Origin of the sequence: Xanthomonas sp. D-109, from assembly GCF_017746095.1 — a bacterium.
Classification (GTDB): Bacteria; Pseudomonadota; Gammaproteobacteria; order Xanthomonadales; family Xanthomonadaceae; genus Xanthomonas_A; species Xanthomonas_A sacchari.
In genome coordinates, this window is record NZ_JAGHWV010000019.1 from 18,816 (window position 1) to 43,328 (window position 24,513).

Consider the following 24,513-nt stretch of genomic DNA (forward strand, 5'->3'; position numbering starts at 1 on the left):
CCACGGCGCGCTGTCCATTCCCGTGCGGTGGCGCCCGCCGCTTGCGCTGCGCGCCTTCCTCCCCCATGTTGAGCCCATGAACGATCACGCCCTGAGCCTTGCCGAAACCCGCCTGTTGCTTCCCGCCGGCCTGGATGCCACCAGCCTGGAGCGCGCCTTCGGCACGCTGCTCGGCCCCGGCATCGACTTCGGCGACCTGTATTTCCAGCATTCGCGGCGCGAGAGCTGGAGCGTGGAAGACGGCATCGTCAAGGACGGCGCCCACTCCATCGAGCAGGGCGTGGGCGTGCGCGCGATCTCCGGCGAGAAGACCGGCTTCGCCTATTCCGACGACATCCACCGCGACGCGCTGCTGGCCGCGGCGCAGTCGGCGCGGGCCATCTCCCGCGACGGCGGCGCGCAGCCGGCGCACGCGCTGCAGCGCGGCGGCGGCCGTGCGCTGTACCCGGCGCTGGACCCGGTGGACGCGATGGACAACGCGCACAAGGTGGAGCTGCTGCGGCGGCTCGACCAGTACCTGCGCGCCGCCGATCCGCGCGTGCAGCAGGTGATGGTCAGCCTGTCCGGCGGCGTGGACACGGTGCTGGTGGCGCGCAGCGACGGCGTGCTCGCCGCCGACGTGCGCCCGCTGGTGCGGCTCAACGTACAGGTGATCGTCGAACAGCAGGGCCGCCGCGAATCCGGCTATGCCGGCGGCGGCGGCCGCTACGACTACACCACGCTGTTCGCCGACGGCCGTCCGGAAGCCTTCGCCCGCGAGGCCTTGCGCCAGGCGCTGGTGAACCTGGAGGCGGTGCCGGCGCCGGCCGGGGTGATGCAGGTGGTGCTGGGCCCGGGCTGGCCCGGCGTGCTGCTGCACGAGGCGGTCGGCCATGGCCTGGAAGGCGACTTCAACCGCAAGGGCACCAGCGTCTACGCCGGCCGCATCGGCCAGCGCGTGGCCTCGCCCGGCGTCACCATCGTCGACGACGGCACCCTGGACGGCCGCCGCGGTTCGCTCAACGTCGACGACGAGGGCACCGCGACGAACTGCACCACCCTGATCGAGGACGGCGTGCTGGTCGGCTACATGCAGGACACGCTCAACGCGCGGCTGATGGGCGTGGCGCCCACCGGCAACGGCCGCCGCGAATCGTTCGCGCACCTGCCGATGCCGCGCATGACCAACACCTACATGCGCGCCGGCCAGCACGACCCGCAGGAGATGATCCGCTCGGTGAAGAAGGGCCTGTACGCGGTCAACTTCGGCGGCGGCCAGGTCGACATCACCAGCGGCAAGTACGTGTTCTCGGCCACCGAGGCCTACCTGATCGAGGACGGCAAGGTCACCGCGCCGGTGAAGGGCGCCACCCTGATCGGCAATGGCCCGGAGACCATGCAGAAGGTGCGGATGATCGGCCACGACCTGGCACTGGACGAAGGCGTCGGCGTCTGCGGCAAGGACGGGCAGAGCGTGCCGGTGGGCGTGGGCCAGCCGTCGCTGCTGATCGACGGGCTGACTGTGGGCGGGACGGCTTAGGGGCCGGTAGTGGGGATTCGGGAATTGGGAATCGGTAAAGCGGGCGCCGCGATGCGCTGCGGCAGTGCCGGCCTGGCGGGTAGGTTCATCGCGCGCCGCGCTCGCTGGGCTGGGAGTGTGGCGGAGGCCGTGCGTGGCAGCCGGCTGCCACGCGCCTCAGTCGCGCGTGTCGTCGAACGCCGCGTCTTCGTCGGCTTCTTCGGATTCCGATTCTCCATTCCCCATTGCCGACGCACCACCCAGGATCATTTCGCGCAGTTCCCGGAACAACTCGCGGTAAGCATGCGGCGGCTTGTTCTTCAGCCGTTCGTCCTTGGCGTTGCGGACCAGCTGGCGCAGCCGCTGGCGGTCGGCGTCGGGGTGTTCGGCCAGCAGCTCGGCCAGCGCGGTGTCGCCTTCGGCGAGCAGCCGTTCGCGCCAGTCCTCGACCCGGTGCATGGCCGCCACTTCGCGGCGCGCGCTGTCGCTGTTGACGTCCATCGCCTCGCGGATCGCTTCCAGCACCGCCTCGTCCTCGCGCCGCATCTGCTTGGCCAGGAACGCCAGTTGCCGCTTGTGCGCGATGTGCGAGGTGATGCGCTTGGTCTCGGCGATGTGCGGCAGCAGCGACTCGGGCACCGGCAGCTTGGCCAACTGCGCCGGGGTCAGCGCCACCAGCTTCTCGCCCAGGCTCAGCACTTCCAGCGCCTCGCGGCGTTGCTGGCTGCGGCTTTCGCCGCGGAATTCACCGGTGTCTTCGTCGCGTCCGCGCATGCTCGTACTACTCGATCGGGCTGGAAATCAAATCAACACATCCGGCCAGGACGGCCGGACAGGGGCGAAGGGATTCGCACAACAAGGATAAAGCATTGAACGCGATCACCCCCGATTTGCACCGCGACGACAGCCAGCAGCGCCTGGAGCGCCTGTCCGACATCGCCGAACGGCTGCTGGCACGCGCCCGCGCGCTCGGCGCCAGCCAGGCCGAGGTCAGCTGCAGCGAAGACCGCGGGCTGGACGTCAACGTGCGCCTGGGCGCGGTGGAGACCGTGGAATCCACCCGCGACCGCGGCATCGGCGTCACCGTCTACTTTGGCCAGCGCAAGGGCAGCGCCAGCACCGCCGACCTGCACGAGTCCAGCCTGGAGGCCACCGTGGCCCAGGCCTGCGCCATCGCCCGCTACACCGAGGACGACGTGGCCGCCGGCCTGGCCGAGGCGGCGCTGATGGCGCGCGAGCAGGCGGATTTCGACCGTTGGCATCCGTGGCCGCTGCAGGCCGAGGAGGCGATCGACCTGGCGTTGGCCTGCGAGGCCGCCGGCCGCGACGCCGATGCGCGCATCAGCAATTCCGACGGCGCCTCGGCCGGCACCAGCGAGAGCCTGTCGGTGTACGCCAATTCGCATGGTTTCATCGGCTGCGAGCGCAGCACCCATCATTCGCTCGCCTGCACGCTGATCGCCGGGCAGGGCGACGGCATGCAGCGCGATGGCTGGTACAGCAGCGCGCTGGCGCGCGAGGACCTGGAGCGCGCCTCGGCGATCGGCCGCCGCGCCGCCGAGCGCACGGTGGCGCGGCTGCAGCCGCGCTCGCTGCCGACCGGCGAGGTGCCGGTGCTGTTCGCGCCGGAAATGGCGCGTTCGTTGATCGGGCATCTGCTCGGCGCCGTGTCCGGCGGCGCGCTGTACCGTCGCGCCAGCTTCCTGCTCGACAGCGCCGGCACCCGCCTGTTCCCCGAGTGGTTCGCGATCGACGAACGGCCGCACCTGCGCCGCGGCCTGCGCTCGGCCGCCTTCGACGGCGAGGGCGTGGCCACCCGCGAGGCGCCGCTGGTGCGCGACGGCGTGCTGCAGCGCTATGTGCTGGGCAGCTATTCGGCACGCAAGCTGGGCCTGCAGACCACGGCCAACGCCGGCGGCGTGCACAACCTGCAGGTGGCGGCCAACGCGGCTGACCTGCAGGCCATCCTCAAGGGCCTGCCGCGCGGCCTGCTGGTCACCGACCTGATGGGCAACGGCGTCAACCCTGTGACCGGCGATTACTCGCGCGGCGCCGGCGGGTTCTGGATCGAGAACGGCGAAATCGCCTATCCGGTGGACGAGATCACCATCGCCGGCAACCTGCGGCAGATGTTCCAGGACATCGAGGCGGTGGGTGCCGACATCGACGTGCGCTCGCACGTGCACATCGGGGCGGTGCTGGTCGGCCGGATGACGGTGGCCGGCAACGACTGAGGGCCGCAACGCAGGCAGCGCGCAAGGACGCACAGGCATGCAGGCAAGCGCCACCGAGCACACGATCGCCGACGGCCCCGCGCCGGCGTGGCAGCGCGCGCCGGCGGCATTTGCGCATCTGTCGATGTGGATCGGCTTGTTCGCCGCCTGCAATGTGCACCTGGGCTATGCGCTGTGGTGGCTGCTGTTGCTGTGGCTGTTGCCGGGCGCGCAATGGTGGGCGATGCGGGGCAGGCAGCCGTTCGTCGCCGAACACGCGCGCCAGGCCATGCGGATGGGCCTCGGCCTGTCCCTGCTGAGTGCGGTCTTGCTGGCGCCGAGCGTGCTGATCTTCGGTGCCGTGCTCGTGTTCGGGTGGCTGCTGGTCCTGATGCTGCTTGTGGCGATGGGCGTCAGCCTATACGCGGCGGCCAAGGCCATGCTCGGTCTCCGCTAGCGCGATCCGCTGCCGTATGGGGCGTCGAATCAGCGCCGCGGTTGCCGAGGGGGCGATCCTTGAGCCCGTGGAGGCGTCTTCCCGCCTTGCCGGCTTGGCTTGACAGCGCTGCGCCAGCCGCCGAGAGTGACGCGCCAAACGTCTTGTCCCCTCACCACCAAAGGAACGGAATACCGATGAGCGAATTCGACAACGTCACCGCCCCGCCGCCGCCGCCGGCCTCGGCAGGCCCCCAGGAAGACCGCACGGTCGCGCTGATCACCCATCTGTCGGGGATCCTCCTCGGGTTCATCGTGCCGCTGATCATCTGGCTGGTGAACAAGGACAACCCGGCCAAGTCCTTCCTCAACGATCAGGCCAAGGAAGCGCTGAATTTCCAGATCACCATCGCCATCGCCTACGTGATCTGCATGGTGCTCAGCGTGATCATCATCGGCGGCTTGCTCGCGCCGGTGGTGTGGGTGGTGAACCTGGTGCTGTGCATCCTGGCCGGCATCAAGGCCAACGAAGGCGTCGCCTACCGCTACCCGTTCGCGCTGCGCCTGATCAAGTAAGCGCACCTGCGAGGCATCTCCGAAGGCCCGGCCGTTGCGCCGGGCCTTTTTTGTGCCCGCACTGCGCTCCGGCGGGAGACCGCAGGGCGGCCGAGCGTAACGCCGCCGCCGGCCGGTCAACCGCGGCCCGAGCGGTGCGTTTGCAAGGCTGTCGCCATCACCGGAGCGCCGCATGATCCGCCGCGAGAGCTTGAGCGCCGCCAACCGCTTCGGTCTGGGTGCCCGTCCCGGGGAACTGGCGGCCATGGGCGAGCCGCGCGACTGGCTCGCCGCGCAGTTGCAGTCGCCGCCGCTGGCGGCGGAGTTGCAGGGCCTGCCCGACAGCCTGGCCTACCTGCGCCGCGAGGCCGATTACCAGCGCGAGCGCCGCCAGGCGCGGCAGCAGGCTGCCGGCGATCCGCAGCAGGCCGCCCTGCAGGCGCAGCAGGCCGCGCGCGGGCTGTACCGGCAGGCACAGGCGCAGGAACTGGCGGCGCGCTACCGGGTCGCGGTGTCCACCCCGGCCGGATTCGCCGAGCGCCTGGTGCAGTTCTGGTCCAATCATTTCGCGGTCTCGGTCGACAAGCGTGCGGCCGCGCTGTACGCGGCGCCGATGGAACGCGAGGCGATCCGCCCGCACTGCATGGGCCGCTTCGCCGACCTGCTGCTGGCGGTGGAGCGGCACCCGGCGATGCTGCGCTACCTGGACAACGCCAATTCGGTCGGCCCCGACTCGCTGCTGGCGCAACGCGCGCAGCGCCGGGCCATGCGCATGGATCCCGAACGCCCGGCGCGCCGCCTGGGGCTCAACGAGAACCTGGCGCGCGAGATCCTGGAACTGCACACCCTCGGCGTGGACGGCGGCTATATCCAGGCCGACGTCACCGAACTGGCGCGCGCGATCACCGGCTGGGGCGTGCCGGCCCCGCGCGATGTCGAGCAGGGCATGCCCGAGACCGCCTTCGTGTTCCGTGCGCCGGCGCATGCCGCCGGCAGCCGCCTGGTGCTGGGTCGGCGCTATGCCGAGGACGGCGTGGCGCAGGGCGGGGCGATCCTGACGGCGCTGGCGCGGCACCCGGCCACCGCGCAGCACGTCTCGTTCAAGCTGGCTAGGCACTTCGTCCGCGACGAGCCGCCGCCGGCATTGGTGCAGCGCATGGCCGACGCGTGGCGGCGCAGCGATGGCGATCTGCGCCACGTCTACCGCGCCCTGATCGACAGCCCCGAGGCCTGGGACGCACAGGCGCGCAAGTTCAAGCCGCCGCAGGATTTCGTGGTGTCGGCACTGCGCGCCGGAGGTATCTGGCCCGAGGCGCCGCCGCAGCAGAAGACCGTGCTGACCCTGCTGGCGCGGATGGGGCAGCCGCCGTTCACCCCGCGCTCGCCGGCCGGCTATGCCGACGTCGCGGCGGAATGGAGCGGTGCCGACGCGCTGTGGAAGCGCGTGCAGGCCGCCGAGGCGCTCGCGGGGATGGCTCCGGGGGATCCGCTGGCACTGGCCGCGACCGCGTTCGGCGACGGTCCGGATGCGGACACGCTGACCGCGGTGCGGCGTGCCGAATCGCCGCGCGAAGGCGTGGCGGTGCTGCTGGCCAGCCCGGCCTTCCAATGGCGCGCCTGAGCGGCGTGCGGTCCGATCCGCGATGGGAGAAGCTCCGATGCAACTGACACGCCGTCGTTTCCTTGCCGCCAGCGGTGCGGCCACCGTGTTGAGCCTGTGGTCGGGCAACGGCCTGGCCGCGCCGGGCGCCGACACGCGCCTGCTGGTGGTGCTGCTGCGCGGCGCGCTGGACGGGCTGCACGCGCTGGTGCCGACCGCCGATCCCGACTACGCACGCCTGCGCGGCGCACTGGCGCCGCAGCAGACCCTGGCCCTGGACGGCAGCTTCGCGCTGCACCCGGCGCTGGCGTTCGCGCACGAACTGTACGCGCGCAAGCAATGGCTGCCGGTGGTGGCGGTGGCGCCGCCGTACCGCGAGCGCTCGCACTTCGAGGCGCAGGATTGCCTGGAGAACGGCACCGCGCGGCCCAGCGGCGCCTCCAGCGGCTGGCTCAACCGCTGCGCGCTGGCCCTGCACGGCGCCGAGGCGGTGTCGGTGAGTGCGGTGACGCCGCTGATCATGCGCGGCCCGGGCGCAGTCACCAGTTGGTCGCCGCCGCTGCCGAGCGCGGTCAATCCGATCCTGCTGCAGCGCCTGCAGCCGCTGTATGCCGCCGATCCGCAGCTGGCCGGCGATTTCGCGCGCGCGCTGCGCGAGCAGGGCATGCAGGTGGACAGCGTCAAGGGCGGGCAACTGCCGCAGGCGATGAGCGCGGCGGCCAGCTTCATGGCCAAGCCCGACGGGCCACGGATCGGCTTCGTCGAGGATGCCGGCTGGGACACCCACGGCAACCAGGCCGCGGTGCTGCAGCGCAAGCTGGGCGAACTGGATGCGGGGCTGCGCGCGTTCCACGATGGCGCGCAGGCCTGCTGGTCGCGCAGCGTGGTCGCGGTAGTGACCGAGTTCGGCCGCACCGCGGCGGTGAACGGCACCGGCGGGACCGACCATGGCACCGGCGGCGTGGCCTTCCTGGCTGGCGGCGCGGTGCGTGGCGGGCGCATCGCCGGAGACTGGCCCGGGCTGTCGCCGCGGGCCTTGAACCAGGGCCGCGATCTGCGTGCCACCAGCGACCTGCGCAGCCTGTTCCGGCACGTGCTCGCTGCGCATCTGGGCGTGTCCGAGCGCGCGCTGGACACCCAGGTGTTTCCCGGCAGTGCGGGATTGTCGAGGTTGGAAGGATTGGTGGCCTAGGCCACCCCGGCCACCAAGGCGTGCGGCACGGGCCGCACGCGAACCGGGCGCCGACGGCGGGTCGGCGCCCGGGCACTCACCGGCGCAGCGGACTCAGTTCTGCGACGGATTGTTCTCGGCGAAGTACTCGTGGCTGTCGGCGTTCTTCACCGCGCGCGCCGGATTGCTGGTAGCCAGGCTCTTGGCCGCGCTCTGGCCGTAGGCGTAGTCCTGGGTGCCGGCGACCACGCTGAAGTGGCTCATTTCGTGGATCAGGGTGCCGGCCTTGGAGTCGGTGCCGGTCACCGGCGCGCTCCAGAACGCGTTGCACACGTAGATCTGGTACGGCTGATCCGGATAGACGTAGGCGTAGGAGCTGTCGCTGCAGCCGCAGTTGATGGTGATCTGCCCGTTGTTCTGGTCGATCGCCGAATCGATGTTGACGAAGTTGGAGGTGGCGGTGCTGTAGCGGCTGGCGTTGTAGGCGCCGAACCAGGTGGTGTAGCGCGCGCCGGTGCTGCCGCCGTTGAGGTAGGTCTTGGCGTTCTGCGAGTAGGTGCGCGCCGCGCTGACCGCGCTGCCGATGGTGCTGATCTGGCTGGTGCTGCACGAGGCGTAGTTGATGCCATTGACTACCGCCTGCGGGCCGACCATCAGGTCGTTGCGCACGGCGCGGCCGCGGCCGCCGTCCAGCCACACCGTCAGCGGCGCGCTGGACAGGGTCTGCGGCTCGCCGTCGGCGCGCAGCATGCGCGCGCCATCGGCGAACGCGGCGCCCTGCAGCGGCGCGTCGAGGCGGATGCTGTAGGTGCCGCTGCGGGTCAGGTCGTAGGCCTGGCCGAGATCGATCTGCGCCTGACGCGTTTCGCCCGGCTGCAGCACCACCATGTCCTCGGCACGCGGCGCGGCGCGCTTGACCAGGCGCCCGACGTAATCCACCGGCTTGCCGTCGCGCTGGACCTGGAACAGCGCGTTGTCGAGATCGCCCAGCGGCAGTTCCCACTTGGGCACGCGCGCGACCTGCGCGCCGGTGTTGCGGACGGTCACCGCCATCTGGCCGCGCTGCTGGCCGTCGGCGTCGGCGACCGGGGTCAGTTCGACCTGCAGCGGTGCGGGCGTGCGCGTGAGTTGCGATTGCGCGGTGGCTGCCGAGATGATGCCGACCAGGCTGAAGCCGATCGCTGCCGAGATCCGGGATGCGTGTTTCATGCAGTCTCTCTCCGTCGAAGGTGGGCGCCCCATGACAGGGGCCGAAGCAAACTAGCCCGGTGTCGCGCGCGTGCGCGCCCGACGCGCGTTTGTCTTCGATTTCGTCCAGCGAAGCGCGCGCCAGGTCTCAATATCGGCGTCACCGAGGCACGCGGCGCCACATCCGCTGCATCGCGATGACGCGTTGCCTGAGCGTCGATGAACGCACCGTCGCGGCGATGCTAGAGTCGGCGTCCACCTCATGCAGGGGAACCGCCATGCGATGTCTGCGCCTGCTCTCGGCGGTTGTGGTGGCCGCGTGGTCGTGCGTGGCCTTCGCCGCGTCGGTCACGCCGCGCGCGATCGTGCTGGACGTGCAGGGGCCGACCACGCCACGCGATCGCTTCTACGATCTGTCGGTCGGCGCGGACTATCCGGGCACGCTGCAGCGCGAGGACAGCCTGGCGCAGCTGCGCACCGCGCGGGACGAACTGGGGTTCCGCTACGTGCGCTTCCACGCGATCTTCCATGACGCGCTGGGCACCTACCGCGAGGTCGACGGACAGCCGCGCTACGACTGGAGCGGGATCGATCGTCTGTACGACCGCCTGCTCGGCATGGGCATCCGCCCGTTCGTCGAACTTGGGTTCACTCCGGAGGCGATGAAGACCTCCGACCAATACATCTTCTATTGGAAGGGCAACACCTCGCACCCGCGGCTGGACCGGTGGACCGGGCTGGTGGATGCCTTCGTGCGCCACCTGCGCCAGCGCTACGGCGAGGACGAAGTGCGCCACTGGTATTTCGAGGTCTGGAACGAGCCGAATCTCGCCGGCTTCTGGGAAGGCGCCGATCAACCTGCCTATTTCGCGCTGTACGCGGCGACCGCGCGCACGCTCAAGCGCATCGATCCGCAGCTGCGGGTGGGCGGTCCGGCCACCGCGGGCGCGGACTGGGTGCCGGCCTTCATCGCCCAGGCGCATGCGACGGGCACGCCGGTGGACTTCATCACCACCCACACCTATGGCGTGGACGGCGGCTTCCTGGACGAGCAGGGCCAGAGCGACACCAGGCTGTCGCCTGCGCCGGATGCGATCAGCGGCGACGTGCGCCGCGTGCGTGCGCAGATCCAGGACTCGGCAATGCCCGGGTTGCCGTTGTACTTCACCGAATGGAGCAGCAGCTACACGCCGCGCGACCCGGTGCACGACAGCTACCTGAGCGCGGCCTACATCCTGAGCAAGCTGCGCGCGGTGGAAGGACTGGCGCAGGGCATGAGCTACTGGACCTACAGCGACCTGTTCGAGGAACCGGGGCCGCCGACAGCGCCGTTCCAGGGCGGGTTCGGGCTGCTCAACCCGCAGGGCCTGCGCAAGCCGGCGTACTTCGCCTATCGGTATCTCAACGCGCTGGGCGAACGCCAATTGCGCAATGCCGACCCGCAGAGCTACGCGACCTACGACGACGGCGTGCTGAAGGTGCTGGCCTGGGAGTTCGTCGCGCCGCACCAGGACAAGAGCAATCGCCCCTATTTCACCCAGGTGCTGCCGGCCGCGCCGGCGCCGCCGCTGCGCCTGCAATTGCGCGGGCTTGCGCCGGGTGCCTACCGCGTGGCGATCCGCCGCACCGGTTTCGACGCCAACGATGCCTACAGCGCCTACCTGCGCATGGGCGCGCCGACGACGCTGAGCGCGACGCAGTTACGCCGCTTGCAGGCGTTGACCGCCGATGCGCCGGCGCTGCGACAGTTGCGGGTGCGCCGCGATGGCCGCGCGCAGCTCGACGTGCCGATGCGTGCCAACGATGTGGTACTGCTGGAGCTGCGTCCGCGCTGAGCGCGTGCCCTGTCTGTCGTGGGCACGGTGCGTGCGCCGATTGGCGCGGGAGCAGCCTCGGCCGCGCTTGCAGCCACGCATTCGTGGCGTGGGCGTGCGCTGCGCTCCGCCGGCACAGCAGCCTGCTGGCGTCGTGTGTGTGTCCGTGCGGCTTGCGCGAGACACGTGTCGCACGCCGGCACGCGTGCAGGCGCAGTGCGCTAGTGCGCGCGATCGACCGCGAGCCGCGCCAGTGCCGCCAGCGCATCGGCGGCGTCGCCGTAGCCGTGCAGGCTGTCGCGCATCGCCTGCGCCAGTTCGGCCAGCTTGGCCTTGGCGCCGTCCATGCCGAGCAGGGCCGGGTAGGTGGATTTGGCCTGTGCCGCGTCCTTGCCGGCGGTCTTGCCGAGCTGTTCGGAGCTGGCTTCGACGTCGAGGATGTCGTCGCGCACCTGGAAGGCCAGGCCCAGCGCGGTGGCGAAGGTATCCAGCTGCGCGAGCGCATCGGCATCGGCGCCACCGCCGAGTGCGCCCAGGCGCACGCTGGCGCGGATCAGCGCGCCGGTCTTCAGCGCATGCATGCGTTGCAGGTCGGCCAGGGCCTGCACGCGGCCGGTGGCGTCGATGTCCAGCGCCTGCCCACCGCACATGCCGGCCGCGCCGGCGGCCTCGGCCAGGGTCTGCAGCCACTGCACGCGCAGTGTCGGCGCCGCGTCCTCGGCATTGGCCAACAGCGCGAACGCCAGGCTCTGCAGCGCATCGCCGGCGAGGATCGCGGTGGCTTCGTCGAAGGCGATGTGCACGGTCGGCTGGCCGCGGCGCAGGGCGTCGTCGTCCATCGCCGGCAGGTCGTCGTGCACCAGCGAATAGGCGTGGATCAGTTCCACCGCCAGCGCCGGCGCATCCAGGCGCGCGGCATCGGCGCCGAACAGCGCGCCGCTGGCGTAGACCAGCAGCGGGCGCATGCGCTTGCCGCCGCCGAGGGTGGCGTGGCGCATCGCCGCGTGCAGGCGTTGCGGCGCCAGCGTGGCCGCCGGCAACTGCGCCTGCAGCCCGGCTTCCACCCGCTCGCGCCAGCGTGCGAACGCCGCCTCAGCCGCCATGGGGCGGCACGGGGTCGAAAGGTTCGGCGCTGTCGGGCTGTTCGGGATCGCTGAGCAGGCGCACGCGCAATTCGGCCTGCTCCAGCGCCTGCTGGCATTGCCGGTACAGGCCCACGCCGCGCTCGTAGGCGCTGAGCGACTGTTCCAGGCTGAGGTCGCCGGCTTCCATCTTCTCCACCAGCACTTCCAGTTCTTCGAGCGACTGCTCGAAGCGGGCGACTGGGGAGGCATCGTCTTGGGGCTTCTTGGGCATGGCGAAAGTGTGCGCGGCGGCGGCAGCAGGGTCAATGCGAGCCGCGCGCCGGCGCCGGCAGCGGATCCAGCTCCAGGCGTGCAGCGTGCGCCTGCAGCCAATCGTGCAGCGGCGCGGCCAGCAGGTCCGGTCCGGCGGCCAACAGTTGCGCGGCATCGAACAGCAGCGGCAGGCGCATGCGCTGCCACGGCGGCAGCGCATGCGCCTGCAGCAGGTGCTTGAGCGCCTGCGACTGCGTGCGTCCGGGCAGGCGCAGGCGTTCGCCGCCGCGGCGCGCGCGCACCAGCAGTGGCGTGTCGAAGGCCAGTGCGGTCTCGGCGCGCAGGTGCAGGCGGCGGCCATCGGGCAATGGCAGCGGCGCGCGGCCGTCCCACTGCGCCTGCCAGTCGGCAGGCCATGGCGCGCGTGCCTGCTCGGCGTACAGCGTGTCGCGCCAACTGCGCACGCAAGCGTCGCGCCAGGCGAACTGCGCCGCGGCGTCGGCGCGCGGTTGCAGCAGGTCGTGTTCGATCGCGGCCAGGCCGGCCGCCGGCAACGGCGGCAGGCCCGCCTGCGCGACCCAGTGGCGCAGCACGCGTGCGCGTCGCGCCGCGGGCAGGGCGCGCAGCGGGGCGAGCGGCAGCGGAGCGCCCGGGGCGTCCTGCAGCGCATCGAGCGCCGTGCGGTCGTCCGCCTCCAGCAGTGCACTGGCGTCGGCGCATAGCTGCGCGCTGCGGGCGAGGGCGGCGTCGGCATGCGGCCAGCGCTGCCGCAATAACGGCAACACCTGCAGGCGCAGGAAATTGCGATCGAAGCCGGGATCGGCGTTGCTGGGGTCGTCGATCCACTGCAGGCCGTGCTGCTGCGCATAGGCATGCAGCGCAGTGCGCGGCTGCGCCAGCAGCGGCCGCCACAGGCGGCTGCCGGCGAAATCGGACAGCGCCTGCATCGCCGCCAGGCCATCCGGGCCGGAGGCGCGCAGCGCACGCAGCAGGAAGGTCTCGGCCTGGTCGTCGCGGTGTTGCGCCAGCGCCAGCCACTCGCCGGGCTGCAGCGCCTGCGCGAAGGTCTGGCGCCGTGCTTGCCGCGCGGCCGCTTCCAGGCCATCGCCGCTGTCGCGCGGCACCTGCACCCGCACCACCTGCAGCGGCACCGCCAGCGCCGCGCATAGGTGCGCGCAATGCGCGGCCCATGCATCGGCCTCGGCATGCAGGCCATGGTGCACGTGCAGCGCACGCAGGCCGGCATCTCGGTAGGACGCTTGTTGCGCGAGCAGGTGCAGCAGCACGGTCGAATCCAGCCCGCCGCTGAGGCCGAGCAGCAGCGGCGCCGGCGCCGGATCGGGCAGTGCGGCGGCGAGTGCGGACAACGGGGACGGAGAGGCATGCGACGGCATCGCGTCACTGTAGACGCAAGCGCAGGTCAGCGCGAAGCGTGGCATGGCGACGTCTTGGAGCTTGGCAGCATTGTGGGAGGGACTTCAGTCCCCACGCCTTTCAGCTAATCGCGTCGGGACTGAAGTCCCTCCCACAAGAGCAGGTGTCGACACTCGGGGCTGTCCCGGATGCTTGGTCAGTCCGGTGCCCGCTCGATGTTGGCCGTCTGCACGCGACGCCCAGCCTGTGGTCGGCGCGAGACGGCGTCTGAAACAGCGCAAACGTTGGCTGGCGCCCTGTGGGAGAGGCTTCAGTCCCGACGCGGGGATGTCTCACTTTGCGGAGGATGCGCTTCCCGCGACATCGCGGGAAATTCAAAGAGACGCGTTGCAGAGGAGCAGCCTTGGCCAAGTTCTCCGCGACAACGCGGCGATGCCGCATACGATCATCGGCTCAGCGCTTGGGCGCCGGCACTTCGCGGTTGTGGCGATCGATGGAGTACCAGCGGCCGCCCTGCATCGGCGTGTGCCCATCGGCGTCGGGCGTGCCGGCGCGGCAGCCGTCGCAGACCTCGGCCACGCCGTGCTCGAACGGCCAGGCGAAGTCGTGGACCGGCGCGATCACCTCGCGCAGTCGCCGGTCGTAGAAGCCGATCCTGCCCTTGAAAATGCCGCGGGTCAGGCCTTCAGTGAAACCATCCGGGCCGTTGTCCCAGGTGATCACCGGCAGGCTGCGACCATCGGCGCGGACGTAGTAGAACCGCGCGCCGACGCTCAGCAACGCCAGCCCGTCGCGATCGAAGTGCAGGTGCCGCAGCGCCTGCGGCGTCAGTGCCAGGCGTCCGTCGGCGCCAACCTTGCAGCCCGGCACGACGTCGCGGTCGGTGGTCGGATCGCCGAGCCGGCAGGCGTCGTCGGGCTGCGCCTGCGCCTGCGCCTGTGCAGCGGCTGCGATTGTCGCCAGCGCGAGCAACGCCGCTGCCGCACGCAGGCGGCCACGGCGCCACGGCCGGGGCTGGAGGCGGCTCACTGCGCGGTCGCGGCGCTGGTCATGAACGCCGTCGGCTTGGGCAGTTCCACCGGCACGCCGTCGCCGTTGCAGGTGCCGGCCTGGCACAGCCGTGCGCGCAGGGTCGGGGTGGCCTGCACGATCACGTGGTAGATCACGTTCTCTTCCAGGCTGCCGCGGAACGCGTTGCTGCCGGGGCCGCGCGCCCAGATGCCGACGTCGTCGCCGCCGTGGGTCTCGGCCTTGGTCGGCACCAGCGCTTCCTGCATGAAATCCGGGCTTTCGGTGTCGACATGGGTCAGGTCGGGACGGCCGTTGGCCGGCTCGAAATTGCTCGGTGCATGCGGGAAGGTCTTGATCCCGGCCGGCTGCTGGTTGCTGGCGCCGGTGTAGCCGGGGCCGTTGGCGTAGCTGAGCGTGGCGTAGGGCTGGCCGTTGCCGTCCAGCGCCAGGTCGCCGGTGTTGGCGTCCTCGCCGCTGGTGCCGCGCACCTTGCCCAGGATCGGGTTGCCGCGCTGCGGGTAGCCGACGAAGTTCAGCGTGTGCGAGTGGTCGGCGGTGACGATGATCAGCGTGTCCTCGGCCGAGGTCGCCTCCGCCGCGGCCTGCACCGCCTGCGACAGGGCGATGGTCTCGTCCAGCGCGCGGTAGGCGTTGCCGGCGTGGTGCGCATGGTCGATGCGGCCGCCTTCGACCATCAGCACATAGCCGTTCTTGTCCTGCGACAGGGTGCGGATCGCGGCCTTGGTCATCTCGGCCAGGCTCGGGTCGCCATTGGCGCTGCGGTCGCGGTCGTGGTCGAACTGCATGTGGTCCGGCTCGAACAGGCCCAGCAGCGCCGGTGCGTTCTGCGCCGCTTCCAGTTGTCCGCGGGTCCACACGTAGGCGCCCTGCGGATGGCGCTGGCGCCATTCGCCGACCAGGTCGCGGCCGTCCAGGCGCAGGCCGACCTTGTCGTCGTACTCCGGGTCGCGCTGCTCGACGGTGGTGAACTGGCCGCGGCCGCCGGCCAGCATCACTTGCGGGCCGCGTCCGAAGCGCGCGCTCACCATCTGCTGGGCGATGTCGCGGCAGCCTTCGGCCACTGCCTTCTCCGGCAGGTCGGCATCACTTTCCCAGTTGCGCTCGGGCACGTGCGCATAGGTCGCGGCCGGGGTGGCGTGGGTCAGCCGGGTGGTGGTGACGATGCCGGTACCCATGCCGGCGCTGTCGGCCAGTTCGAGCCAGCTCAGCAACTGCTTGCCGAGGCTGTCGGCGCAGGCATCGCGCTTGCCGGCGGACACGCCGATCGCGCCCATGTGGGTCTTCACCCCGGTGGTGATCGAGGTCATGGTGCCGGCCGAGTCGGGCGTCTGCGAATCGGTGTTGTAGGTCTTGCTCAGCGCGGTGGCCGGGAACGCCTCCCACGACAGCTGGTTCTCCTCGCCGGAAGCGCCCTTGCGCTGGCCGTCGAGGATGCGCGCGGCGGCGACCGTGGTCAGGCTCATGCCGTCGCCCAGGAACAGGATGACGTTCTTGGCCTTGCCGCGCATCGCGCCGTTGTTGGCGGCCTTGGCGGCGCCGCTGCGGTACCACCAGGCCGGGGTCTCGCCGGCCGGATGGGCCACGGCGGGGACGGCGATCGGCGCGACGTTGGCGCTGGCAGCCGGCGCGTGCGGCGTGCTGGCGCAGGCACCCAGCAGCAGGGTGGAGGCGGCGGCGAGGGCGGAAACGAGAAGGCGCATACGCGGAACGGGTCCTGAACAACGAAGTCCCCCGCATTATGCCGGCTGCGACAAGGCACGCCGATGACATCGCGCCTTTCCAGCCATGGCGTCGTCGCTGCTGCCGGGGTGCGCTATCGTGCGAAACCCCCCGATCTCTCTGGACAGCGTCGATGAAACTGGTGACGGCCTGGTTACGCATTCCGTTCTGGCAGCGCGTGGTCGCCGGCTTCCTGCTGGGCGCCCTGGCCGGCTGGGCGCTGGGGCCGACCGCGGAGACCTGGTTCAAGCCGCTGGGCGATCTGTACGTCACCCTGATCAAGATGATCGCGGTGCCGCTGGTGTTCTTCGCGGTCATCAACGCGATCTCGGCGCTGCACGGGCAGCAGTCTGTGGCCAAGCTGGGCGGGCGCACCTTCCTGTGGTTCGTGGTCACCGCGGCGCTGGCGGTCGGCGTCGGCCTGGCCGTGGGCACCGTGCTGCAGCCGGGGGCCGGCCACCTGGGCCTGCGCGTGGACAGCGCCTGGACCCCGCGCGACGTGCCCAGCCCGGTGCAGGTGCTGCTGGACGTGGTGCCGTCCAATCCGTTCTATGCGCTCACCGGCATCGGCACCAAGACCAATGCCGCCGGCGAGACCGTGCTGGCGGCCGGACGCGGTTCGATCCTGCCGGTGATCTTCTTCGCCGCGCTGCTCGGCTTTGCCATGGTCAAGCTCGGCGAGCGCGTGGCCGAGGCGCGCAAGCTCACCAAGCAGATGAGCGAGATCATGATCCAGGTCACCCGCTTCGTGCTGGAGATGACCCCGCTCGGCACCTTCGGCCTGATCGCCGCACTGGTCGGCGGCTACGGCTTCGGCAAGCTGCTGCCGTTCGGCAATTTCGTGCTGGCGCTGTACCTGGCCTGCGCGATCCACATCGTGGTGGTGTACAGCAGCCTGCTGCTGGTGCACGGGCTCAACCCGTGGAAGTTCTTCCGCGGCGCGGCACCGGGCATGCAGGTCGCCTTCGTCAGCTCCTCCAGCTTCGCCGCGATGCCGGTGGCGCTGCGCTCGATCACCCACAACCTCGGCGTCAACAAGGACTACGCGGCGTTCGCGGTGCCGCTGGGTGCCAGCATCAAGATGGACGGTTGCGGCGCGATCTTCCCGGCGCTGTGCGCGGTGTTCATCGCCCAGTACACCGGCGTGCCGCTGACCGCCAACCAGTATTTCGTGGTGCTGATCGCCTCGGTGCTGGGCAGCTTCGGCACCGCCGGCGTGCCCGGCACCGCGGTGGTGATGGCCACGGTGGTGCTGAGTGCGGCCAACCTGCCGCTGGAGGTGATCGGCTACCTGTACGCCATCGACCGCGTGCTGGACATGATGCGCACCATGACCAACGTGACCGGGCAGATGCTGGTGCCGGTGCTGGTGGCCAAGGAGACCGGTCTGCTCGACCGCACCATCTACGAGGCGGCCCCGAGCAACGTCGGCCTGGAAGATCCGCCGGTCGACGGTTCCGGCCAGGTGCGTTGATGCTCCGGTGAGCGCGGCCGCCGAGAGCCTGCGCGCGCAGTTGCGGCAATTGCCGGGACTGACGCTCCACGGAGGCGTACTGGTGCACGACGCGCTGCCGGACGACCCGTTCGAGCAGCGCTACCTGGAGGTGCGCCGCCGCGAAGGCCGGCTCTACAGCGACGCGCAGGTGCGCACGCTGCCGCAGCCGCCCGGCGCGCTGGGCGCCAGCCACGAATGGCGGGTGCGTGCCGAATCGTGCCGGCGCCTGCTGCGCCACCTGCGCGCGCGCGGCGGCGACGGGCCGCTGCTGGAACTGGGCTGCGGCAATGGCTGGCTCTCGCATCGCCTGGCCAGCGGCCTGCAGCGCGAGGTCTGCGGCGTGGACGTCAATCGCACCGAACTGGCGCAGGCGGCGCGGGTGTTCGCCGACGCGCCACGGCTGAGCTTCGTCGCCGGCGACATCCTGCGTTTGCCGCTGCCGGCGCAGCGGTTCGATGTCGTGGTGGTGCCGGCCTGCCTCCAGTACTTCGCCGATCCGCGTGCGCTGATCGCACGCTTGCTGCAGCTGCTGCAGCACGATGGGGAACTGCACATCCTCGACAGCCCGTTCTACGCCGACGCCGAGCAGGCCCGGGCCAGCGCCGCGCGCAGCCTGCGCTACTTCAGCGACCTGGGCTGCGCCGAACTGGCGCAGCAGTACCACCAGCACACCGACGCGGTGCTGGACGGGATCGTGCTGCGCCGGTTGTTCGACCCCCGACGGCTGTCGGTGCGCTGCCTGCGCGCGCTGCGCTGGCGCCAGCCGCATTTCCCGTGGCTGTGCATCCGCAAGCGCGACAACCTGGCGCTGGCCGCGGCCTAGTCGACCATGCCGGCCGCAGCGTGCGGCCGCGGCGGCAGGCCATTGCGGCGGCGCATGGCAGTCTCGGCCTCCTCCGGCATGCTGCCGATCAGCGGCATGCAATGCGAATGTTCGTTGCCGCGAGGGTGGAGGTTCCGGCGGTGTCCCGCGTGGAGCGGTCGCTCGGCGCGACGCGGCACGGCACACGGCGGACGCGCTGGGCGGGCTGGCCGACCATTCTGTATGGGCGCGCGATCGCGGCGCTCACTGCCGGGCATCCGCCGGCGCGCCACTGTGGATGGCGCGACGCCGAGCGAGCCGGCCGTTCGTGCGCCGCTACAGCGCGTCCAGCTTGCGTCGCTCGTGCTGCAGGTCTTCGGCGCTGAGCGGCACGTAGCCTTCTTCCGAATCGCGCTGCGCCTCCAGGATCGCCTGGCCTTCCGGCGACAGCGCCAGCCGCAGGTATTCCTTGACCAGCGGCGTGAGCGGACGATCGGGAGCACGGTCCACATAGAACTGCACGGCGGCAGACAGCGGGTAGCGACCCTGCCGCACCGAGGCATGGTCCGGGCCATGGAAGGCTTCGCCAGGCGCGTCCGCCAGCGGCAGCACGCGCACCTGCGACGACACCGCGGTGGCGTCGATCCAGCCCAACAGGCCGATGCCGCAGAGGTCGCTGGCCACGGCGCGGATCACCGCCTCGCGCGAGGGCAGGGGCTCGTACTTGAGGGCGAACGGCTGCCCACCCAGGCGCGCGATGCGCAGGCCGGTGGCGAAGCCGCCATCGTCGCGCAGACCGTAGGCGTGGATCCGGCGCTCGGCGCAGGCGCCGCCCAGCCCGAGCTGCGACCAGGTGGTGAGGTCGCCACCGGCATGGCCGTCGGTGAAGATCCGCGCGACCTGCGCCAGGGTCAGCCCCGGCAATGGATTTTCCGCATGCACGTAGACGGCCGGCGGGGTCTTGTGCGGCGGGCGCGGTCCGTAGCCGTTGTAGCCGATGCGGACCGGCGTGGCGTCGTAGCCGTGCAACTGGCGGAACGCGGCGCGGTCGCCCGGCCACATGTCGCGGGTCAGCGGCGCGAACAGCGTGGCCCCGGCGGCCAGTGCCGGCATTCCGGTGGACGAGCCGCGCATCACGGTGGCGAAGCGCAAGTTGGGGTGGTGACGGACGAACAGCGCATTGAGACGGTCGATGACCTCCTGCATGCCGTCGTTGCCGACGATGGTGACCGCGCCGTCGCGGCTCAGGTAGGGTGCGTCCGCGGGGACCGCGATCGGGGTCGCGACCTCGGAGGGAAGCTCGCTGGCGATGGCGGCGACGGTCGACCCGAGCAGCAGCAACGGCAGCAGCAGGGACGGCAACGGAACACGGAGCGTGGGCACGGAAGTCAGTCGAGTTTTTCGCGTTCGCGGCGGGCTTGCTCGGCCGTCAGCGGCAGGTAGCCGCCCGACTGCGTGGCGATGATGGCCTGGCCCTCGCGCGACAGCACCATGCGCAGATAGTCCTGCGCCAGCGGATCCAGCGGCTGGCCGGGCACGCGGCGCACGTAGAAATGCAGCCACCGGCCCAACGGGTAGTCGCCGTCCACCACCTCCTGCGCCGTGCCGGCCAGCGCCCGCCCGCTGCGCAGGCCCAGCAGCGGCACCTGGCGCACCTGCGCATTCTCCAGCCCGATCGCCGCCACGGCGATGCCGTCGGGATCGGCCGCCACGCGCTGCAGCAGGCCTGCGCTGTCAGGCGCGTACTGGGTGCGCGGCGCCAGCGCCCGGCCGTGCAGGACTTCCCGCTGCAGCCAATCGCCGAAGCCGCTGTACTCCGGCGTGGCATAGGGCTGGATCGCGCGGCGGCCCCAGTCTCCGTCCAGGCCGAGCTGGCTCCAGTGCGACACGTCGCCGTCGGGATTGCCCGCCGCCAGCACCTGCGCCAGCTGCGCAAGACTTAGCTGCGCCAGCGGGTTGCGCCGATTGACGTACACCGCCAGCGTCGTGGCCAGGCCGCCGGCAGCACTGCCGGCGGTATGCGCCACGCGGATGTCCAGCGGATCGGTGCCGACGATCTTGCGGTACGGCACCTGTTCGATCGGATTGATCGCCCGCCCCATCGGCGCGAACAGGGTGCGCCCGAACATCAGCAGCGGCACCGCGCTGCTGGTGCCTCGGCCTTCGTCGGCGAAACGCACGCCGGGATGGTGGCGTGCGAACAGCGCGTTGAACCCCTCGACCATGGCCTGCACGTGTTCGGCCCCGGCGATGCGGACGGCGCCATCGGCACGCAGGTACGGCGCCGCAGCGTCGACACGCACGGCGCGCGGGACATAGGCTGGCAACGCGGCATCCGGCGTCGGCGCTGCGGCGGGGGCGGTGTCCGGCGCGGCCTTGGCGGCGCCCACGCTCGCGAGCAGCACGAGCAGCGCGCGCATGGGCCGGAGGCCGGCACGCGTCACAGGTCGACCTTGAGGGTGAACTTGAGCGTGCGCGGCGCGCCGGCGGCCAGGCGGGTACCGGCGCCGGCCCAGTAGCGCTTGTCGGCGAGGTTGTCGACGTTCAACTGCCAACTGGTGCGCCGCGCGAACAGCGTCGTGACGTAGCGGCCGCCCACGCTCAGCAAGGTGATGTCGCCGAGCCAGGCCTGGTTGAGGTCGTTCACCGGGCGGCGGCCGGTGTAGTAGGCGCCGCCGTTGAGCGAGAACCCGGGCAGCGCGTCGAAGGCATAGGTCAGGAACGCGCTGCCGGTACGGCGCGCGGCGTTTTCCGGCAACTTGCCGTCGTAACGCGGGCCGATCTGCGCGAAGCGCGGGTCCAGCCACTGCGCCGAGGTCTGCCAGCCGAGCTGGCGGGTGAGCTGGCCCTGGGTGGACAGCTCGATGCCGGTGTAGCGCTGCTCGCCGTCGGCGGTGAACACGTTGTCGCTGTTGGTGTAGTAGCCCGGGCGGCGGATGTCGAACAGTGCCGCCGAGAGCAGGGTGCCGCCCGGCGCCTGCCAGCGCAGGCCCAGTTCCTTCTGCTTGCTGACGCCCGGCGCCAGTCGCTGGTTCTCGTTGGCGCTCCCGGTGGGCGCGGTCTCGCCTTCCTCCAGGCCTTCGGCGTAGGAGGCGTAGAGCGACACGGTGTCGCCCAGTTTGTAGATGCCGGCGAGCATCGGCGTGGTCTCGCTGGCCTCATAGTGCGCGCTGCCCTGGTCGCTGCGGTAACGCGCATAGCGCAGGCCGGCGATCAACTGCCAGGCCTTGCCGAAACGCATGCGATCCAGCGCGTACAGGCCGGTGTCCTCGGTGTCCAGCGCCGCGGTGGTGGGCGTGGTCGGGCGTGCGCCGTAGCTGACCTTGGTGATCGCGCGCGGCGCGTAGAGGTTCTGCGAGGCGATGACGTAGTTGCTTTGGTAGATCGGGTCCTGGCCTTTGTCGGTACGGCTGGCGCCGAGCGTCAGTTCGTGTTCGATCGGGCCGCTGGCGAACGTGCCGAACAGCTCGGCGCGCAGCAGATCCGAATCCACCACATGGTGCTGCTGGTTGCCGCGGATCGAGCCCTCGCCGCTGGCGACGCCGGCATTGTTGGCGAAGCGGAAGATCGCCAGGCGGCGGTCCCGCGCCATCTCCGAATGGCCGGCTTCCACCGTCAGCGCCCAGCCGTCGGCCAGCGCATAGTCGGCGCGCAGCAGCGCGTTGCGCGTGGTGGCCTCGAAGTCCGCCCAGTCCGGGCCGACCAGGCGGGTGGGATCGACCGGGTGCGGCAAGGTGATCGTGCCGCCGACGGCGGTGGGCAGGTTGACCGCGGCCTGTTCGGTGACCCGGCGATGGTCGTACTCGACGTCGCCCTTGAGCAGCAGCCGATCGCCGATGCGCCAGTCCAGCGCGGCGGACAGGAAGCGGCGGCTGCCGTCGCCGACCCCGTCCAGGTACGAGCCCAGCGCACCGCCGGCGGCATTGACGCGCACCCCGACCTGGCGCTCGGCGCCGAAGCGGCGCGCCACGTCGACGCTCCCGACCGCCGTCCCGTACTGGTCCAGCGTCAGACCCACGCGGGTGACCGGGGTGGCGCCGGCGCGCTTGGTGACGAAGTTGACCACGCCGGCCGGCGAGGTGAAGCCGTAGTAGAGCGCCGAGGCGCCCTTGAGCACTTCCACCCGCTCCTTGTCCTCCAGCGGCACCTGCGAGAAGTTCATGATCGGCATCGCGCCGTTGAGCCGGTAGTTGGTGCGGTTCTCCACGGCGATGCCGCGGATCACCAACTGGTCCCAGGTATCGCCGCCGTTCTGTTGCCGGGTGACGCCGGCGGTGTTGCGCAGCGCATCGTAGAGGCCGGCGGCGCCCTGCAGGTCCAGCGCCTCGCGGGTGACCACGTTGACGGTGGAAGGCACATCGAGGATATCGGCGCCGCGGAAGCTGCCGGCCTCGACCGTTTGCGGGGTGAGCCCGGTCGCGCGGGCACCGGTCACCGTGATGGTGTCCAGCTTGGTGGCGCCGGCGTCGTCCGCGGACGCGGTCTGTGCGGCGAGCGCGGGGCCGAGCAGGCACAGGGCGCAAAAGGGAAGTGGGCGAGGCGAACGCGTACGGGGCATGGTGTCGAGAGGCAGTGTCTGCAGCGCGCGTCGGGTCCTGGCGACCGTCGAGGCGTTGCCGTGAGAGGGGAAGGGGGCGGCGACGCGCGCGATTGCGGCGATAGCTGAGTGGAATATTAATGATAACAATTATCAATTGCAATGTGATGCATTGCTCGTCACGCGCGGCGCCGTCTTCGACGCGATCGGTGCCGCTGGCGCTGCCCGCGCATGGCAGACTGCCGCCTCCTCCCCCTGCATGGATTCCCGATGAGCGGCACGCAACGCGAACTGACCTTCCGCTTCCTGGCCGAGCCGATCGACGTCAACTACGGCGGCAAGGTCCACGGCGGCGTGGTGATGAAGTGGATCGACCAGGTCGGCTACGCCGCCGCGGTGGGCTGGAGCGGCCACTACAGCGTGACCGTGGCGGTGGGCGGCATCCGCTTCGTCTCGCCGATCCGCATCAGCGACATGGTCACGGTCAGCGCCAAGCTGGTCCACACCGGCACCAGCAGCATGCATTTCGCCATCGAGGTGCGCGCCCGCGACCCGATGGGCGGCGAGCCGCGCCTGTGCACCCATTGCATCATCGTGTTCGTGGCCCTGGACGGCGTCGAAGGCCGGCCGACCGCGGTACCGGCCTGGCATCCGGATACCCCGGAAGACCATCGCCTGGCCGAGTACGCGCAGAAGGTGATGGAGCTGAGCAAGGGCATCGAGGACACCATCGCCCACTACCACGGCTGAGCGCGAGGCTTACGCGCGCCAGTCCGCCGGCGCGGTGCGGCAGTCGCCATCGAACAGGCGGCCGCCGTGCGCGGCCAGTTCCTGCTGCGCCAGGGCCAGCACCGGCGCGCAGTCGGCGCTGGCGAACAGCGTGGCGAAGGCCTGCTCGAAGCGCACGCCCACCGCCGGATCCATCCGCGCCAGCAGGCGCGGCACCCACTTGCCGCTGCCGTACCAGTGGCCGCGTCCGCGCAGTGCCAGTTCCGCCAGGCGCGGATGCAGCAGGGCGCCGATCGCGACGATCTCGGCGGCGCTGCGCTCGCCACACAGGTCGTCGACCAGGTCGGTGATCTCGTAGCGCAGCGCGTCCAGTTGCGCCTGCGTCAGTGGCGGTGGTCCGGCCTGCAGTCGCGCGGCGACTTGGTGCTGCAACGTCCGGGCTGCGTCCGTCGCGGTGCCGACGATGCGGCCCTCGGCGATCATGTGCAGCATGCTGGGGCGGCCGCGGGCCGCATCGTCATCGACGAACCAGGCCAGCGTACCCGGATCGTGCACAAAGGCTTCGACCGGCACACCCTTGGTCACGAACGATTCGCGACGTGCCGCCGGCAGGCTGTCATAGACCACGACCAGATCGAGATCGGACAAGTGTGTGCCTTCGCCACGCAGGATCGAGCCGGCGGAGAAGCCGAAGGCCGCGCCGGCATAGCGGGTGGACAGCAGCGACTGCGCGATCGCCAGCGCCTGCGCAGGCGTGGGCAGGGCGGGAGTGAGCAACATCAGCGCAGCGCCTGCCGGTGCGGCCAGTATGCGGCCTGGCGACAGTGGTCATGGGCGTGGCGGGGGCGCAGGGCGGGCGAGGGAGGTGGTGTCATCGACATTCCGGTGACGCGATCGAGGCGGGCCAGCGTATCGTGCAGTCGGGCAAGGCGGGGGGGCGGCGATGACGTAGCTGGTGGACAGCGCGGCATCGCAGCGGCAATCCTGCGACACCCAGGCGCAATAAAAAAGGCC

21 protein-coding genes are annotated in these 24,513 nt (G+C 71.0%); 10 read left to right on the forward strand and 11 right to left on the reverse strand.

Annotated elements, in window-relative coordinates:
- Nucleotides 1-76: 76 nt before the first annotated feature.
- Nucleotides 77-1,519, forward strand: coding sequence for a metalloprotease TldD (gene tldD, locus J7357_RS16870; protein ID WP_209248273.1), 1,443 nt, complete (start codon nucleotides 77-79; stop codon nucleotides 1,517-1,519).
- A gap of 156 nt (nucleotides 1,520-1,675) precedes the next feature.
- Here tldD and yjgA read toward each other — a convergent pair whose 3' ends face one another.
- On the reverse strand, nucleotides 1,676-2,272 hold the full coding sequence (gene yjgA, locus J7357_RS16875) for a ribosome biogenesis factor YjgA (protein ID WP_209248275.1): 597 nt from the start codon (nucleotides 2,270-2,272) through the stop codon (nucleotides 1,676-1,678).
- A 95-nt stretch (nucleotides 2,273-2,367) separates the two neighbouring features.
- On the opposite strand from yjgA, the gene pmbA reads away from it, so the two are divergent.
- The 5 genes from pmbA (at nucleotide 2,368) to J7357_RS16900 (ending at nucleotide 7,493) form a co-directional block, all read left to right on the forward strand.
- Nucleotides 2,368-3,732, forward strand: a complete 1,365-nt coding sequence (gene pmbA / locus J7357_RS16880) for a metalloprotease PmbA (protein ID WP_209248277.1) — start codon at nucleotides 2,368-2,370, stop codon at nucleotides 3,730-3,732.
- A 37-nt stretch (nucleotides 3,733-3,769) separates the two neighbouring features.
- On the forward strand, nucleotides 3,770-4,168 hold the full coding sequence (locus J7357_RS16885; RefSeq protein WP_209248279.1) for a DUF4870 domain-containing protein: 399 nt from the start codon (nucleotides 3,770-3,772) through the stop codon (nucleotides 4,166-4,168).
- 176 nt (nucleotides 4,169-4,344) lie between these two features.
- On the forward strand, nucleotides 4,345-4,722 hold the full coding sequence (locus tag J7357_RS16890) for a DUF4870 domain-containing protein (protein ID WP_010344465.1): 378 nt from the start codon (nucleotides 4,345-4,347) through the stop codon (nucleotides 4,720-4,722).
- A 172-nt stretch (nucleotides 4,723-4,894) separates the two neighbouring features.
- Complete coding sequence (locus J7357_RS16895) at nucleotides 4,895-6,322, forward strand: DUF1800 domain-containing protein (RefSeq protein ID WP_209248281.1); 1,428 nt, start codon at nucleotides 4,895-4,897, stop codon at nucleotides 6,320-6,322.
- Nucleotides 6,323-6,359: 37 nt separating this feature from the next.
- Nucleotides 6,360-7,493: a DUF1501 domain-containing protein gene (locus tag J7357_RS16900; RefSeq protein ID WP_209248283.1), complete on the forward strand. Its 1,134-nt coding sequence runs from the start codon at nucleotides 6,360-6,362 to the stop codon at nucleotides 7,491-7,493.
- 93 nt (nucleotides 7,494-7,586) lie between these two features.
- Here the strand turns inward: J7357_RS16900 and J7357_RS16905 are convergent, their stop codons facing one another.
- Nucleotides 7,587-8,681 carry a M35 family metallo-endopeptidase gene (locus J7357_RS16905; protein WP_209248285.1) on the reverse strand — a complete coding sequence of 365 codons (1,095 nt, stop codon included), beginning with the start codon at nucleotides 8,679-8,681 and terminating at the stop codon, nucleotides 7,587-7,589.
- A gap of 257 nt (nucleotides 8,682-8,938) precedes the next feature.
- Here J7357_RS16905 and J7357_RS16910 point away from each other — a divergent pair, with 257 nt between their 5' ends.
- On the forward strand, nucleotides 8,939-10,495 hold the full coding sequence (locus J7357_RS16910; protein ID WP_244667617.1) for a beta-xylosidase: 1,557 nt from the start codon (nucleotides 8,939-8,941) through the stop codon (nucleotides 10,493-10,495).
- A 200-nt stretch (nucleotides 10,496-10,695) separates the two neighbouring features.
- Here the strand turns inward: J7357_RS16910 and J7357_RS16915 are convergent, their stop codons facing one another.
- From J7357_RS16915 to J7357_RS16935, 5 genes are all read right to left on the reverse strand, one after another.
- Nucleotides 10,696-11,577, reverse strand: coding sequence for a polyprenyl synthetase family protein (locus J7357_RS16915; RefSeq protein ID WP_209248287.1), 882 nt, complete (start codon nucleotides 11,575-11,577; stop codon nucleotides 10,696-10,698).
- Nucleotides 11,567-11,830 carry an exodeoxyribonuclease VII small subunit gene (locus J7357_RS16920; RefSeq protein WP_160947972.1) on the reverse strand — a complete coding sequence of 88 codons (264 nt, stop codon included), beginning with the start codon at nucleotides 11,828-11,830 and terminating at the stop codon, nucleotides 11,567-11,569. Before J7357_RS16920 ends, J7357_RS16915 begins: the two co-directional genes overlap by 11 nt.
- Before the next feature lie 31 nt (nucleotides 11,831-11,861).
- Entirely contained in the window at nucleotides 11,862-13,178 is a 1,317-nt protein-coding gene (gene tilS, locus J7357_RS16925) for a tRNA lysidine(34) synthetase TilS (RefSeq protein WP_244667618.1), read from the reverse strand.
- A gap of 460 nt (nucleotides 13,179-13,638) precedes the next feature.
- A complete protein-coding gene (locus J7357_RS16930) occupies nucleotides 13,639-14,214 on the reverse strand; it encodes a WG repeat-containing protein (protein WP_343237426.1) in 576 nt (191 codons plus the stop codon).
- Nucleotides 14,211-15,917, reverse strand: a complete 1,707-nt coding sequence (locus tag J7357_RS16935) for an alkaline phosphatase (RefSeq protein WP_209248291.1) — start codon at nucleotides 15,915-15,917, stop codon at nucleotides 14,211-14,213. Before J7357_RS16935 ends, J7357_RS16930 begins: the two co-directional genes overlap by 4 nt.
- Before the next feature lie 152 nt (nucleotides 15,918-16,069).
- Between J7357_RS16935 and J7357_RS16940 the strand changes: the two genes are divergently transcribed.
- Together J7357_RS16940 and J7357_RS16945 are read left to right on the forward strand one after the other, a co-directional pair.
- On the forward strand, nucleotides 16,070-17,410 hold the full coding sequence (locus tag J7357_RS16940; protein WP_209248293.1) for a dicarboxylate/amino acid:cation symporter: 1,341 nt from the start codon (nucleotides 16,070-16,072) through the stop codon (nucleotides 17,408-17,410).
- A 7-nt stretch (nucleotides 17,411-17,417) separates the two neighbouring features.
- Nucleotides 17,418-18,254 carry a class I SAM-dependent methyltransferase gene (locus J7357_RS16945; protein WP_209248295.1) on the forward strand — a complete coding sequence of 279 codons (837 nt, stop codon included), beginning with the start codon at nucleotides 17,418-17,420 and terminating at the stop codon, nucleotides 18,252-18,254.
- A 315-nt stretch (nucleotides 18,255-18,569) separates the two neighbouring features.
- On the opposite strand, the gene J7357_RS16950 is transcribed toward J7357_RS16945, so the two are convergent.
- The 3 genes from J7357_RS16950 to J7357_RS16960 are packed head-to-tail and all read right to left on the reverse strand — an operon-like array spanning nucleotide 18,570 to nucleotide 22,791.
- Entirely contained in the window at nucleotides 18,570-19,616 is a 1,047-nt protein-coding gene (locus J7357_RS16950; protein WP_209248297.1) for a substrate-binding domain-containing protein, read from the reverse strand.
- Between the two features lie 5 nt (nucleotides 19,617-19,621).
- Entirely contained in the window at nucleotides 19,622-20,653 is a 1,032-nt protein-coding gene (locus J7357_RS16955; RefSeq protein ID WP_209248299.1) for a substrate-binding domain-containing protein, read from the reverse strand.
- 20 nt (nucleotides 20,654-20,673) lie between these two features.
- Nucleotides 20,674-22,791, reverse strand: coding sequence for a TonB-dependent siderophore receptor (locus tag J7357_RS16960; RefSeq protein WP_209248301.1), 2,118 nt, complete (start codon nucleotides 22,789-22,791; stop codon nucleotides 20,674-20,676).
- Nucleotides 22,792-23,040: 249 nt separating this feature from the next.
- On the opposite strand from J7357_RS16960, the gene J7357_RS16965 reads away from it, so the two are divergent.
- Nucleotides 23,041-23,520 (forward strand): acyl-CoA thioesterase, encoded by a 480-nt coding sequence (locus J7357_RS16965; RefSeq protein ID WP_010341292.1) that lies wholly within the window; start codon nucleotides 23,041-23,043, stop codon nucleotides 23,518-23,520.
- Between the two features lie 9 nt (nucleotides 23,521-23,529).
- On the opposite strand, the gene J7357_RS16970 is transcribed toward J7357_RS16965, so the two are convergent.
- Nucleotides 23,530-24,279: a nucleotidyltransferase domain-containing protein gene (locus J7357_RS16970; RefSeq protein ID WP_209248303.1), complete on the reverse strand. Its 750-nt coding sequence runs from the start codon at nucleotides 24,277-24,279 to the stop codon at nucleotides 23,530-23,532.
- Nucleotides 24,280-24,513 lie beyond the last annotated feature (234 nt).

What these genes read in the sequence shown, in the direction of transcription:
- tldD (WP_209248273.1), top strand. Translation starts at nt 77, where the DNA reads ATGAACGATCACGCCCTGAGCCTTGCCGAAACCCGCCTGTTGCTTCCC.
- yjgA (WP_209248275.1), bottom strand. Translation starts at nt 2,272, where the DNA reads ATGCGCGGACGCGACGAAGACACCGGTGAATTCCGCGGCGAAAGCCGC.
- J7357_RS16885 (WP_209248279.1), top strand. Translation starts at nt 3,770, where the DNA reads ATGCAGGCAAGCGCCACCGAGCACACGATCGCCGACGGCCCCGCGCCG.
- J7357_RS16890 (WP_010344465.1), top strand. Translation starts at nt 4,345, where the DNA reads ATGAGCGAATTCGACAACGTCACCGCCCCGCCGCCGCCGCCGGCCTCG.
- J7357_RS16895 (WP_209248281.1), top strand. Translation starts at nt 4,895, where the DNA reads ATGATCCGCCGCGAGAGCTTGAGCGCCGCCAACCGCTTCGGTCTGGGT.
- J7357_RS16900 (WP_209248283.1), top strand. Translation starts at nt 6,360, where the DNA reads ATGCAACTGACACGCCGTCGTTTCCTTGCCGCCAGCGGTGCGGCCACC.
- J7357_RS16905 (WP_209248285.1), bottom strand. Translation starts at nt 8,681, where the DNA reads ATGAAACACGCATCCCGGATCTCGGCAGCGATCGGCTTCAGCCTGGTC.
- J7357_RS16910 (WP_244667617.1), top strand. Translation starts at nt 8,939, where the DNA reads ATGCGATGTCTGCGCCTGCTCTCGGCGGTTGTGGTGGCCGCGTGGTCG.
- J7357_RS16915 (WP_209248287.1), bottom strand. Translation starts at nt 11,577, where the DNA reads ATGGCGGCTGAGGCGGCGTTCGCACGCTGGCGCGAGCGGGTGGAAGCC.
- J7357_RS16920 (WP_160947972.1), bottom strand. Translation starts at nt 11,830, where the DNA reads ATGCCCAAGAAGCCCCAAGACGATGCCTCCCCAGTCGCCCGCTTCGAG.
- J7357_RS16935 (WP_209248291.1), bottom strand. Translation starts at nt 15,917, where the DNA reads ATGCGCCTTCTCGTTTCCGCCCTCGCCGCCGCCTCCACCCTGCTGCTG.
- J7357_RS16940 (WP_209248293.1), top strand. Translation starts at nt 16,070, where the DNA reads ATGAAACTGGTGACGGCCTGGTTACGCATTCCGTTCTGGCAGCGCGTG.
- J7357_RS16955 (WP_209248299.1), bottom strand. Translation starts at nt 20,653, where the DNA reads ATGCGCGCGCTGCTCGTGCTGCTCGCGAGCGTGGGCGCCGCCAAGGCC.
- J7357_RS16960 (WP_209248301.1), bottom strand. Translation starts at nt 22,791, where the DNA reads ATGCCCCGTACGCGTTCGCCTCGCCCACTTCCCTTTTGCGCCCTGTGC.
- J7357_RS16965 (WP_010341292.1), top strand. Translation starts at nt 23,041, where the DNA reads ATGAGCGGCACGCAACGCGAACTGACCTTCCGCTTCCTGGCCGAGCCG.
- J7357_RS16970 (WP_209248303.1), bottom strand. Translation starts at nt 24,279, where the DNA reads ATGTTGCTCACTCCCGCCCTGCCCACGCCTGCGCAGGCGCTGGCGATC.